The 12,217-nt window shown below is 60.2% G+C and carries 13 protein-coding genes; 12 read left to right on the top strand and 1 reads right to left on the bottom strand.

Going from position 1 to position 12,217, the window contains the following annotated elements:
- Window positions 1-557 precede the first annotated feature (557 nt).
- A complete protein-coding gene (gene modD, locus Thiofri_RS23430; protein ID WP_009148988.1) occupies window positions 558-1,424 on the top strand; it encodes a ModD protein in 867 nt (288 codons plus the stop codon).
- Here modD and Thiofri_RS23435 read toward each other — a convergent pair.
- Window positions 1,400-2,077 carry a DNA-J related domain-containing protein gene (locus Thiofri_RS23435; RefSeq protein ID WP_009148989.1) on the bottom strand — a complete coding sequence of 226 codons (678 nt, stop codon included), beginning with the start codon at window positions 2,075-2,077 and terminating at the stop codon, window positions 1,400-1,402. The genes modD and Thiofri_RS23435 overlap by 25 nt on opposite strands.
- A gap of 147 nt (window positions 2,078-2,224) precedes the next feature.
- On the opposite strand from Thiofri_RS23435, the gene Thiofri_RS23440 reads away from it, so the two are divergent.
- The 11 genes from Thiofri_RS23440 to Thiofri_RS23490 all read left to right on the top strand — a co-directional run bounded on the left by Thiofri_RS23440 (window position 2,225) and on the right by Thiofri_RS23490 (window position 11,985).
- Entirely contained in the window at window positions 2,225-3,181 is a 957-nt protein-coding gene (locus Thiofri_RS23440; RefSeq protein ID WP_040855857.1) for a UDP-glucuronic acid decarboxylase family protein, read from the top strand.
- A 28-nt stretch (window positions 3,182-3,209) separates the two neighbouring features.
- Window positions 3,210-3,767 (top strand): DUF4351 domain-containing protein, encoded by a 558-nt coding sequence (locus Thiofri_RS23445; RefSeq protein ID WP_407702953.1) that lies wholly within the window; start codon window positions 3,210-3,212, stop codon window positions 3,765-3,767.
- Window positions 3,768-3,793: 26 nt separating this feature from the next.
- Window positions 3,794-5,851: a tetratricopeptide repeat protein gene (locus tag Thiofri_RS23450; RefSeq protein WP_009148992.1), complete on the top strand. Its 2,058-nt coding sequence runs from the start codon at window positions 3,794-3,796 to the stop codon at window positions 5,849-5,851.
- Between the two features lie 178 nt (window positions 5,852-6,029).
- A complete protein-coding gene (locus Thiofri_RS23455) occupies window positions 6,030-6,968 on the top strand; it encodes a hypothetical protein (protein ID WP_009148993.1) in 939 nt (312 codons plus the stop codon).
- Window positions 6,969-7,124: 156 nt separating this feature from the next.
- Window positions 7,125-7,358 carry a hypothetical protein gene (locus Thiofri_RS23460; RefSeq protein ID WP_009149000.1) on the top strand — a complete coding sequence of 78 codons (234 nt, stop codon included), beginning with the start codon at window positions 7,125-7,127 and terminating at the stop codon, window positions 7,356-7,358.
- A gap of 69 nt (window positions 7,359-7,427) precedes the next feature.
- Entirely contained in the window at window positions 7,428-7,748 is a 321-nt protein-coding gene (locus Thiofri_RS23465) for a DUF4351 domain-containing protein (protein WP_009149008.1), read from the top strand.
- A gap of 343 nt (window positions 7,749-8,091) precedes the next feature.
- A complete protein-coding gene (locus Thiofri_RS23470; RefSeq protein ID WP_323705739.1) occupies window positions 8,092-8,991 on the top strand; it encodes a DUF2887 domain-containing protein in 900 nt (299 codons plus the stop codon).
- Between the two features lie 237 nt (window positions 8,992-9,228).
- On the top strand, window positions 9,229-9,897 hold the full coding sequence (locus tag Thiofri_RS23475) for a PD-(D/E)XK nuclease family transposase (RefSeq protein WP_323705740.1): 669 nt from the start codon (window positions 9,229-9,231) through the stop codon (window positions 9,895-9,897).
- 48 nt (window positions 9,898-9,945) lie between these two features.
- The gene (locus Thiofri_RS23480) at window positions 9,946-10,344 is read left to right on the top strand and encodes a DUF2887 domain-containing protein (RefSeq protein ID WP_009149009.1); all 399 of its coding nucleotides are present in this window, start codon (window positions 9,946-9,948) and stop codon (window positions 10,342-10,344) included.
- Window positions 10,345-10,413: 69 nt separating this feature from the next.
- Window positions 10,414-10,728 carry a DUF4351 domain-containing protein gene (locus Thiofri_RS23485; protein ID WP_223296737.1) on the top strand — a complete coding sequence of 105 codons (315 nt, stop codon included), beginning with the start codon at window positions 10,414-10,416 and terminating at the stop codon, window positions 10,726-10,728.
- A 294-nt stretch (window positions 10,729-11,022) separates the two neighbouring features.
- Entirely contained in the window at window positions 11,023-11,985 is a 963-nt protein-coding gene (locus Thiofri_RS23490) for an Rpn family recombination-promoting nuclease/putative transposase (RefSeq protein WP_223296738.1), read from the top strand.
- Window positions 11,986-12,217 lie beyond the last annotated feature (232 nt).

Consider the following 12,217-nt stretch of genomic DNA (forward strand, 5'->3'; position numbering starts at 1 on the left):
CGAAAAATAAGTCTTTTCGGGCTAGCGAAGCGCCAGGGGACAACCTAAGGGAGATAACCCAATTGCGCAGCGCTTTGCCGTTAGGTCGCTATTATAGCCGGCACCTATGGTTGATTGGCAAGGGTTGATTGGCAAAATGAAATGAAAATAGGCAAATTAACCATCAGTTGAGCATGGATACCAAACCCATGGCACCGGCTCCAACACTTCCGCATTATCTGCTTTTCGCGGTTTTCTCCCCCTCTTTTGCCTGCCACTAAGTACAGAGCAAATCAGCAGGCATCCACCCTGGTGCGGATTATCATTGCGCATCCCGCCCCATGACTCAGAGACTCTTTCATCATCACGGCCAGCTCACCCTAAAACAGCCGCTTCATTCTCCATGGCGGCCGGGACCAGGAGCGTTACGGTGAAGCCGCAGATTCACTCTCCAGGGTGGCCCGGAGCATGAACACTAGCAACGCGCTGGCAAAAACCCTGTCGACGCACGCCATACTCCGTCCGGCCACCTGCTTCTTTCTTCAACTCAATACCGCACAACAGACCCATAAACCTCCATGCCAGCATTATCCATCCCACCCGCCGCGCAGCCTGTGTTGGGCGATGCGGCGCTTCATTCCTTATTGGAAGAAGACGCGCCCTATGGCGATCTCACCACCGAGTCCCTCGGCATTGGTAGCGCATCCGGTTGTATCCGCTTCTTTGTGCGCGACCCAATGCGGGTTTGCGGCACCGAGGAGGCCGCGCGCATGTTCGAGTTGTGCGGAGCCCGCAGCCGCCTGGTCACAGCCTCCGGCCAGCAGGGCGCTGCCGGCACCCTGTTGCTTGAAGCCGAGGGCAAGGCCGGCGCTCTGCACCGAGGCTGGAAAGCCGCCCAAACCCTGGTGGAATGGTGCTCGGGCATCAGCACTAGCGCCGCTGAGATCACTGCCGCTGCGCGCCGCGGGCACCCACAGGCGCTGGTAGCCGGCACGCGCAAGAATGTCCCGGGTAATCGGCGCCTTGCGGCCAAGGCATTTGTATCAGGTGGCGCGGTGATGCACCGCCTGGGCCTGTCGGAGACCTTGCTGGTCTTTGCCGAGCATCGCGCTTTTCTTGGAGATGAGCGCCCGGCACAGACGCTTGAGCGCCTGCGCCACCACTGCCCAGAGAAGCGCGTGGTGGTGGAGGTGAGCAGCCTGGAAGAGGCTCTGCGCTGGTGCGAGGCGGACGTGCTGCAACTCGAGAAATTTCCGCCTGAGTTGGTTGCCCAAACCCGCGCCGCTTTGCGCGAGCGCGGGGCCCCAGCCCTGGTTGCTGCCGCCGGCGGCATTCATGCAGCCAATGCCGAAGACTACGCCCGTGCCGGGGCGCATTTGCTGGTGACCACGGCGCCGCATCTGGCGCCGCCGCGCGATGTTCAGGTGCGTTTCGAGGCGCCGTAACCGGCGCTGCGCTCAAGCACCTGCTTGGCCGACATCAGGCGGCTAAAGGAGTCTGCATCGCCGCCGCGATCGGGGTGCAGGCGCATGGCCAGCTCCCGATAACGCCGTCGCACCGCCTGTGCATCGACGGGATCAGCCAACCCGAGCACGGCCAAAGCGGCCGCACGACTTTCTAACGCAAAATAGCGCATCCAGAAATCCCCCAGCCAGTCGGCAACCTGCTGCGCATCCGTGGTTGCCAGTTGGTGAATGTCGAGATAATAGGCGCGTAATGGATCGGGACGCGCCAATGCCCGTGACTGCGATGAGCCGCCCGCGCCGCCAGGTCGCAGCGCAATGCAGAGCGTATCGATTTCAAGCCAGGCGACACCAGCCTCTGCCAGCCGGTCACGCAAGCGATAGAGCGCATTGAACAACAGAAAATGCGCGTGAAAAAGTGCCAATTCACTGCGAAAGGGCGCGCTCGCGAAAGATGCCTGGTGCTTTTGTGCAAGCACCCGCAGAAGATCGTACTCACTGATACCCTCGGGATGTTTCTTGAGAATATTGAGCAGCAGGGTTAGCGTCTCATCCGCCAGCTCGGCGCAGTCCTGACGGGCACTTAGCTGTTCATCTTCATATTGTAACTCAAAAGACGCCATGGTTTCATTCATAATATTTCGCGACCAGATCAGGAGTCCCCTTTGCGGCCGGTTCGGCAATACGAGTTGCTCCGCAAGCGCTATACTCATCAAGCCGAGACCAAAACGCCTCGCGCAACCTGCCGAAGACCTGACCCCGATTCGACTGATCTTGCATCTATGACATACTCCCTGCGCAAACGCATCCTCGTCACCGGCGGCGCCGGCTTTCTCGGCAGCCACCTCTGCCAGCGCCTGCTTGCCGAGGGCCATGACGTGATCTGTGTCGATAATTTCTTCACCGGCACCAAGGACAACATCGCCCAGCTGCTCGATAACCCTTACTTCGAGTTGATGCGCCACGATGTGACCTTCCCGCTCTATTTGGAGGTCGATGAGATCTACAATCTCGCCTGTCCGGCATCGCCGATCCATTATCAGTTTGACCCCGTGCAGACCACCAAAACCAGCGTGCATGGGGCGATTAACATGCTCGGCTTGGCGAAGCGCTTAAAGGCCAAGATATTCCAGGCATCGACCAGTGAGGTCTACGGCGACCCCACAATCCACCCGCAGCCTGAGAGCTATTGGGGCAACGTCAACCCCAACGGCCCGCGCTCCTGCTATGACGAAGGCAAGCGCTGCGCCGAAACGCTGTTTTTCGACTACCGCCGCCAGCATGGTTTACGGGTCAAGTTGGCGCGCATCTTTAACACCTATGGCCCCCGAATGCACCCCAACGATGGTCGCGTGGTGTCAAACTTCATCGTCCAGGCGCTGCGTGGCGAGCCGATCACGCTCTACGGCAATGGCACCCAGACGCGATCATTCTGCTATGTCGACGATTTGATCGAGGGATTCATCAGGCTGATGGACAGTCCCGATGCACTCGCTGGTCCGATCAATCTTGGCAATCCGGGGGAATTCACCATGATCGAACTGGCCGAGACAATTCGCGACCTAACCGGCTCGCAATCGCCACTGGTACATGAGGCCCTGCCAACAGATGACCCAAGACAGCGGCAGCCAGACATTGCCCTCGCACGCTCGGCGCTCGACTGGGAGCCAAGGGTAGCGCTTCGGGAAGGATTAAAGCCGACCATCGACTACTTCGAGCAATTGCTGCGGCTGGGTTAGCCAGGCCCGGGCCGTCATCGGCATTCACCTGCTCGACTTCGAGCCGTTCACAGAGAATAAAGAGCAACGCCAACAAACGCATTGGCGGTTTGAATTCCGCGACCGGCGCTTGCCCGATGTGCGCTTAAGCGATCAACTGATCATGCACATCATCGAACTTCCCAAAGCCGACCGGCTCAGACTAACGAGCCGACAGGAAGCCGACCTACAAGCCTGGATCAAATTCTTCAAACACTGGCAAGAGGACACCACCATGAGTGCCATTGACTCCGCCCCCGTCCAAGATGCCTGGGCCGACCTCAAACGCATCAGCGCCGACGAGGATGAACGCTACCGCGCACTAGCCCGCGAACGCGCGCTGAGCGACGCGGTAACCGAACGCAACTTCGCGTTGCGCGAAGGCCGACAGGAAGGCCGAAAGCAAGGGCAAGCCGCCTTATTGCAGCGCCTATTAGCCAAGCGCTTCGGTCCTCTCGACGACAGCACCCAATCGCGCTTACAAACAGCAACCCAAGAGCAACTCGAACACTGGAGCGAACGCATCCTCGACGCACCCACGCTCAGCGCCGTTTTCGACCAGCATTAAAGGGGATCCCCCTGAAACAGCCACCCATGACCGCCACCCTCGCCGAGCCCGAGGCACCCGCCGCCCATTCGCCATCGCCCGCGTTCTCAACCCAGGCGGAAGCCACCGCACGCGCCCGCCTAGCCGACAACCCCTACGACCCCCAGGCGCTGGCCGAGCTCGCCACCGCGCTGCTCGATCAAGGCCAGCACGAACAGGCCGCCAAGTACTTGCGCCAAGCGCTGATTGAGGCCCCTGAGCGCGCCGAGCTGCACTTCATGCTCGGCCTGGCGCTCGAGCCCATCGGTCGCATTCGCGAATCCGCCGCCGCCTTCGAGCAGACCATCGCGCGCAACCCCGGCCACGCCGACGCCTGGAATAACCTCGGCGCCATGCACATCCGGCTGCGCGAGTACGAGCAGGCCACCAACGCCTTTGTTCGCGCCGCGCAGCTGCAACCCGGCAACAGCCACTACTACAGCAACCTCGGCTCCGCGCTGCGGGAACAGGGCAAGCTCGAAGAAGCCCGCCCCATCCTCGAAAAAACCGTCGAGCTCGACCCCAACAACGCTTGCGCCTGGACCAATCTGGGCGACGTCCTCTCCGCCTGCAATCAGCCGCAAGAGGGCAGCCGCTGCTACCAACGCGCGCTCGAGCTCAACCCGGACGAGCCTGCCGCTGCCTACAACCAGTCCATCGAGCGGCTCGCCGGCGGCGACCTCGCCAACGGCTGGTCTGCGTATGAGACGCGCAAGCGGCTGACGCCCCTCGCCCATGCCCGCTATCCGTATCCGCATTTGCTCCCGCCCGATGGGCCGCAACCCAATGGGCTCCAAGCCAACGGACAGGCCCCAAGCAACGCAGACAGCCCCGATCCGCCCGCAGGGCCGGGCGACATCAGCGACAAAACCATCCTGGTCTACGCCGAGCAGGGCGTCGGTGACGAAATCCTCTTCGTCAACTGCATCCCCGATCTGATCCGCGACGCGGGGCAGGTCATCATCGACTGCGACCCGCGCCTCGCCGCGCTTTTCGCCCGCTCCTTCCCCGAGGCCACCATCCACCCGGTCGACCGCGCCAGAAACAAAACCGGCCCGAAGCCCAAGCTGCCAGCCGGCCAAGAGGTCGACTACCAGATCGCTGCTGGCAGCCTCCCCGGCATCTACCGCAAAAGCCTCGCCGACTTTCCCGGACAAGGGCAACACCAGGGCTACCTCAAGCCGGACCCGGAGCGCGTCGCCCACTGGAGAGCCCGCCTCGCCGAGCTTGGCGAAGGCCGCAAAATCGGCTTCGCGTGGCGCAGCGGTCTGCGCAGCGCGCGCCGCGACGTCGGCTACACCGACATCGACGACTGGGGTCCGATTCTCTCCCTCCCCGGCAACAAATTCATCAACCTGCAATACGGCGAATGCGCCGACGAGCTCGCCCACGCGCAAGACAGCTTCGGTGTCGACATTGTCAATTTCGGCGGACAGGAGCTTGACCTGAAAGACGACCTCGATGACTGCGCCGCCCTCTACCAGGCGCTCGACTTGATCATCGGCCCCAACACCGCCGTCACCTCACTGGCGGGAGCAACAGGCGCCAACGTCTGGATGCTCGGCGGCGGCTGGATCAGACATGCCCAGCCCAACCCGCCCTGGTATCCCGGGCTAGTCGCCATCAATGAGCCACTCCAAGCCGCCTGCACCCAACCCAGCGCCCAACGCAGCCTGCTGCTCGCGATCAAACTCGCCGAACTGGATGCGCCAAAGCCGCCGGTTCCAGCACCACAGACCCCGGAGCCACCGACCATTCACTACTGGGGCAAACTCGCCAAGCTCTTCAGCCAAACAGCCCATCATTGCGAAGGTATCGGCCATGCGATTGCTCATTACAAGCCGCAATGGCTCTGCTCCCGAGCCTTCCTGCAAGCCATGACCAAGGCCGATCAGCACGCCAAAACAGGGGAGGGCCTGATCCTACTCGCATTGCTGCACGGCTACCTCGACGACCTAACGCAAGCCGAGAAGCTCATCGAGCAAGCCTATGCCATTGATGAAACCGTCCAAGACGGCTTCGCCCGCCTGGCCTGGCTGCAATTTCACAAAGTGTCGGCTGTCTAACCCAAGTTAGAAATACACAGATTTAAACTTTTTCGGAACCCAACAGATGGGTGTACACAAAGTTCCGTCATGGCACCGCGTTCGAGTCGCGATTTCTAAACAACAGTTTTGGTGGGCTAATTTTTTTTGAGAAAATATAGAAACAAGGGCTTACGGTGATGTCGGCTAAACTTCGCCCATGACCTCCGAATCTCGCAACAATCCTGACGAAGAGCGGCTACGCGATTGGCACCGGGCCTTTGGCATCGCGCTGGTCGACGTCTTTGCCGGCGCACCTTGGCGGGTGGAACTCGAGCAAGAACTGGCGCTGATCAGCCAAGAGCTCGATGTGGCCATTATCGAAGAAGTCGAAGCCGCTGCTCCATCGAGACGGAAACGGCCGCGCCTGCCCGATCCGCTACCTGATGGGCTGGAGAATCTGCGCGCCATCAACCTGCTGAGCTACAAATCCCGCCACGAGCCGCTGGATGCCTGGTCGCTGGACGAATTGATCAGTTACTTCGTGCTCTACCGGAAGGTCAACCTGAATGCCGAGAACGCCCGCCACCCGCTCGCCGCCTTCGGCCTTTATGCGGTCGCCACACGCTATCCCGAGGGGCTCGCGCGCGACTATGATCTGCAACCCACCGCCTGGAAAGGCGTTTATGATCTGCCTTGGGGCGCTCATCGGGTGCGAATCATCGTGCTCAACCGGATCGAACAACACCCCCGCAATGCCGCCTGGGAACTCTTTGCCAGTGAACGGGATCGGATGCGCCAGGGGCTGGAGCACTACCGCGCACACCATCGCGGCACGCCGCAACGCGGCCACTGGGAGCTGCTCGAACGTCTTTACCTACTCTACCGACGCGAGGCACCAACAATGGCCTACACCATGGAACAGTTCATCCGCGAAACACATCAGATGGTAATCGAGGACGTCATCCAGCAGGATCCCGAAGCGATCCTCAAACACTTCGATCCCGAGCAACTGCTCAAGGGACTCGATCCCGAAGCTCGGCTCAAGGGACTCGACCCCGAGCAACGGCTCAAGGGACTTGATCCCGAGGATCGGCTCAAAGGTCTTGATCCCAAGGTGATTGAAGCCTGGCTCGCCAAACAGCGCCGGGATCACTAACGGGAAGCACCCCGCACGCCCACACGAGCAATGAGAATTGGGTGCCCATTGTTCGAAAGGCTCAGGCCGAGATTGATGACAAGCGAACGGAACCACTCGTCAAGCTCATGCAAGGCATAACGTTATCTTGACTATGTGGCTGGTTGAAGACCAACGATGACCCAACTGTTTGAACAGGCCATGGCCGAGGTCGCGAAGCGCCCTGCCATGGTTCAAGATGCCATTGCCACACTGGTCCTCGATGAACTGCGGGATAACGCCCATTGGCAAGAGGTCTTCGACCACACAAGCGATGCGCAATGGGATGCAATGGTTCAACAGGTGCTGGCCGAGATCGATAACGGGCGGACGGAACCGCTTGCCAGCATTATCGACGATTCCAGTCATTGAACTCTCATATCACCAAGAACTGTCCAAGCCTGGATCAAATTCTTCAAACACTGGAAGGAGCACACCACCATGAGCGACCTCGACTCCGCCCCCGTCCAACAAGCCTGGAACGACCTCCAACGCATCAGCGCCGATGAGGAAGAACGCTACAAAGCCCTGGCACGCGAACGCGCCCTGAGCGATGCCGTCACCGAACGCAACTTTGCCTTGCGCGAAGGAGAGCACAAGGGCCAAGCCGCCATGCTCCGACGCCAACTCACCAAACGCTTCGGCCCACTCGACGAAAGCACCCAAGCGCGCCTGCAACACGCTACCCAAGAACAACTCGAGCACTGGAGTGACCGCATCCTCGACGCCCCCACCCTAAGCGCGGTCTTCGATCCGCATTAAGGCGGGGCGACGACTCAGGGACCAACCGTAGAACGCCGCCTCCTCGGCGGTCACCGTGGAAAAACAGGCCTGCTGCGCTGGGGTGGCTGTGACGATTAGCGTACGGAGCAACTTCTTCCGCGATGCATGCGAGCGCCCAAAAAAGTGACGATCCGCGCGACCAAACTTTATCCGAAATCGAAAAACCTCCCCCATCAAATTGATTCAATGCATCTAGGCACCCCAAGAATCCGCGCTATGCTATCTATGCGCAACCGCTGATGGACCAGCACTTCGGCCCCCCCGATGCCAGAAGCCCGCAGTGGCGCCATCTACTTCCTCCAGCACTCCACACCGGCCGCCCATGCAAACAGACAAGGAAATTTACCTGCTCCTGCGCACCGACGACCAATTTCTGCGCATCCTATGCGGTGGCCTGACCGTAGCCGGCCCTTATCAATTTGACGCCATCGACTTCAAGGCATTGGAACGCCGCCTCGACGGCGTGGTCCTGCCCGCCAACCAACAAGAACCGATTTACGCTATTGAAGTCCAAGGCTGGTGCGACCCGGGCATATACGCCAGAATGCTCATCGATATGGGCCTGCTCATGGAAGCCCATCCCAAGCGCGAGGTGCGCGGATTGCTGCTCTTCCTCATCCCTGAGCACGATCCCCAAACCCTGCCCTGGCCGGACCTGATCGAGCGTGATCCCGACCCGCCCATCCGGCGGGTTTACCTGATTGATGTCCTGGACGAGCTGCGGCAAACCGATCCCGACCACCCGCTGCTGGCAACCTTTCTTCCCTTTTTGATCGAGGACCAAGCTCAACTGCGCACGCAAGCCCCAGCAGCTTATCGCATCATCCAACAAGCCCCGCTTCCGGAACCTGTGCGGCGACAATGCCGGGGCGTGTTTCAATCCTGGATAATGGCCCGTTTCCCGACCCTGACTATCGAGGAGATACTCACCATGCTCGGCGAACTCACTCCCTTGGAACAAACCCGCGCTTACCAGGATATCATTGCAAGAAATCGGCCAATATGGATCAAGGAAGGCCGCAAAGAAGGCTGCCAGGAGGAAGCCAACGGCTTGATCCGGCGTCAGCTCGCTCGCCGGCTTGGCAGTCTATCCGCCGCACAGGAGAAAGGACTCGAAGCACTGACCTTGACACAACTCGAAGCACTCGGCGAAGCCCTGCTGGACTTTACCGATGCCGCCGACCTGGACGCCTGGCTGGATCAAGAACTGCGGCGCGCCTAATCGGTATCTTGCGGTAATCGGCGATGTGAGCCTGGAACCGCGAGATCACCGGTCGAGATTTCCCGTCGGGCGGCCCACGCCTACCGGCAGTGCTAATCCAATCTTTGACCAGCAGCTGATCAAACACGTCAAACTGGCCAACAGCGGTGAGACCCGTGGATACCAGCCCCGACCTACTTGACCCGAAGAACGACTACGTCTTCAAACGGCTGTTCGTCCGCGCGCCAGAACTGCTAGTTGCCCTCATCAACGCCGTCCGCCCTGAGCGTCCGAAACCTGTTCTACCTTGCCAAGGTCTATGCGCAGCAACTGAATGTCGGCGAAGATTATAGCCAAGCGCGGCCCGTCATCGGCATCCACCTGGTCGACTTTGAACTCTTCACAGAGACCAAAAACCAGCGCCAACAAGCCCACTGGCGGTTCGAGTTTCGCGACCGCCGCCAGCCAAGCGTCCGCTTGAGCGACCAACTCATCCTGTACATCATCGAATTGCCCAAAGCCGACCGGCTCGGCCAGACCGACCGCCAGGAGACTGACCTCCAAGCCTGGATCAAATTCTTCAAACACTGGAAGGAGCACACCACCATGAGCGCCCTCGACTCCGCCCCCGTCCAACAAGCCTGGAACGACCTCCAACGCATCAGCGCCGATGAGGAAGAACGCTACAAAGCCCTGGCACGCGAACGCGCCCTGAGCGATGCCGTCACCGAACGCAACTTTGCCTTGCGCGAAGGAGAGCACAAGGGCCAAGCCGCCATGCTCCGACGCCAACTCACCAAACGCTTCGGCCCACTCGACGAAAGCACCCAAGCGCGCCTGCAACACGCCACCCAAGAACAACTCGAGCACTGGAGTGACCGCATCCTCGACGCCCCCACCCTAAGCGCGGTCTTCGATCCGCATTAAGGCGGGGCGACGACTCAGGGACCAACCGTATAACGCCGCCTCGACTGCGTGGTCCTGCCCGCCAACCAACAAGAACCGATTCATGCCATCGAAGTCCAAGGCTGGTGCGACCCGGGCATATACGCCAGAATGCTCATCGACATGGGCCTGCTGATGGAAGCCCATCCCAAGCGCGAGGTGCGCGGACTGCTGCTCTTCCTCATCCCCGAGCACGATCCCCAAACCCCGCCCTGGCCGGACCTGATCGAGCGTGATCCCGATCCGCCCATCCGGCGGGTTTACCTGATTGATGTCCTGCACGACCTGCGGCAAACCGATCCTGACCACCCGCTGCTGGCAACCTTTCTGCCCTTTTTGATCGAAGACCAAGCACAACTGCGCACACAAGCCCCAGCGGCCTATCGTATCATCCAACAAGCCCCACTCCCGGAACCTGTCCGGCGATAATGCCGGGATGTATTTCAATCCTGGATAATGGCCCGTTTCCCGACCCTGACCATCGAGGAGATACTCATCATGCTCGGCGAACTCACCCCCTTGGAACAAACCCGCGCGTACCAGGATATCGTCGCGAGAAATCGACCAATCTGGATCAAGGAGGGTCGCGACGAAGGCTGCAAAGAAGGCCGCGATGAAGGCCGCCAAGAAGAAGCCAGCGGCTTGATCCGGCGCCTGCTCGCTCGCCGTCTTGGCAGGCTATCCGCCGCACAGCACAAGCGTCTTGAAGCCCTGACCTTGGCACAACTAGAAGCCCTCGGCGAAGCCCTGCTGGACTTCACCGATGCCGCCGACCTGGACACCTGGCTGGATGAAGCACTACAACACGCCTAAGCGCCTCTTCGTCAATCGACCATGCGAGACTGGAGCGACGTTATCAAGCCATGCCGAGTTCAAACAGCAGCTCGCAAATCAAATCGAGCGTGCCCAAGTCGCGCGCTTTGGATATCCTGCTTAAAGACTTGGAGATCGCAGCCCCCCTCAAGCAAGAGCCGCCTGCGTCGATAACCCTAAAACAACCCCGTCAAGCGTAAACACCCAACCCACCCATGGCAGAACCCCTCAACTTTCAGCCCATCTCCCTACAGCAAACGCTCCTAGAACAACAGCTGATCCAAGAGCCCAAACTTGCCAACCGTTATGCCGCCTTCGGATACCGCCCCCGACCTGCTTGACCCGAAGAACGACTACGTCTTCAAACGGCTGTTCGTCCGCGCTCCAGAGCTTTTGGTCGCCCTCATCAACGCCGTCCGCGTCGGCGAAGGCGCGCCCATTTCCCGCGTGATCATCCGTAACTCCGCCATCGACGGTGAGGAACTGGGCAACAAAAGTATTGCTCTCGATATCCTCGCGGAAGACGAGCACGGCCGGCGCTACGACATCGAAATGCAGGTTCGCCTGCATCCCGCCCTGAGCGTGCGTAACCTGTTCTACCTTGCCAAGGTCTATGCGCAACAACTGAAGATCGGTGAAGATTACAGCCAAGCGCGGCCCGTCATCGGCATCCACCTGGTCGACTTTGAACTTTTCACACAGACCCAACACCAACGCCAACAAGCCCACTGGCGGTTCGAGTTCCGCGATCGCCACCAGCCAACTGTCCGCTTGAGCGAGCAACTCATCCTGCACATCATCGAACTGCCCAAGGCTGACCGGCTTGGCCTGACTGAGCGTCAGGAAAGCGACCTCCATGCCTGGGTCAAATTCTTCAAACATTGGAAGGAGCAAACCACCATGAGCGTCCTCGACTCCGCCCCCGTCCAACAGGCCTGGAGCGACCTCCAACGCATCAGCGCCGATGAAGAAGAACGCTACAAAGCCCTGGCACGCGAACGCGCCCTCAGTGATGCCGTCACTGAACGCAACTTCGCCCTGCGCGAAGGTCGGCGTGAAGGCCAGCGCGAAGGCCGGCGCGAAGGCCAGCGCGAAGGCCAAGCCGCGGTCCTTAAGCGCCAACTCACCAAACGGTTCGGCCCGCTCGACGACAGCATCGAAGCGCGCCTAAAACAAGCCACCCAGGAACAACTCGAGCACTGGAGTGACCGCATCCTCGACGCCCCCACCCTCGGCGCGGTCTTCGATCCGCATTAAGGCCGGGCGACGCCTCTGGGACCAGCCGGAGAGCGCCGCCTCCTCGGCGGTCACCTTGAAAAACAAGGCTTGATGCGCTGGGTTGGCCGTGACGATGAGCGGACGGAGCCACTTCTTCCGCCATCCAGTATCGCGCACCCAAAAAAGACGGAGATCCGCGCGACAAAACTTCACCTGAAATCCACAAAAATCGTCCATCAATTTGATTTTCCGCATCTAGCCAGCCCGACAA

The organism is Thiorhodovibrio frisius (assembly GCF_033954835.1).
GTDB classification, from domain to species: Bacteria; Pseudomonadota; Gammaproteobacteria; order Chromatiales; family Chromatiaceae; genus Thiorhodovibrio; species Thiorhodovibrio frisius.

Coding starts and splice junctions, on each gene's coding strand:
- modD (WP_009148988.1), top strand. CDS start 558: ATGCCAGCATTATCCATCCCACCCGCCGCGCAGCCTGTGTTGGGCGAT.
- Thiofri_RS23435 (WP_009148989.1), bottom strand. CDS start 2,077: ATGAATGAAACCATGGCGTCTTTTGAGTTACAATATGAAGATGAACAG.
- Thiofri_RS23440 (WP_040855857.1), top strand. CDS start 2,225: ATGACATACTCCCTGCGCAAACGCATCCTCGTCACCGGCGGCGCCGGC.
- Thiofri_RS23450 (WP_009148992.1), top strand. CDS start 3,794: ATGACCGCCACCCTCGCCGAGCCCGAGGCACCCGCCGCCCATTCGCCA.
- Thiofri_RS23455 (WP_009148993.1), top strand. CDS start 6,030: ATGACCTCCGAATCTCGCAACAATCCTGACGAAGAGCGGCTACGCGAT.
- Thiofri_RS23460 (WP_009149000.1), top strand. CDS start 7,125: ATGACCCAACTGTTTGAACAGGCCATGGCCGAGGTCGCGAAGCGCCCT.
- Thiofri_RS23465 (WP_009149008.1), top strand. CDS start 7,428: ATGAGCGACCTCGACTCCGCCCCCGTCCAACAAGCCTGGAACGACCTC.
- Thiofri_RS23470 (WP_323705739.1), top strand. CDS start 8,092: ATGCAAACAGACAAGGAAATTTACCTGCTCCTGCGCACCGACGACCAA.
- Thiofri_RS23485 (WP_223296737.1), top strand. CDS start 10,414: ATGCTCGGCGAACTCACCCCCTTGGAACAAACCCGCGCGTACCAGGAT.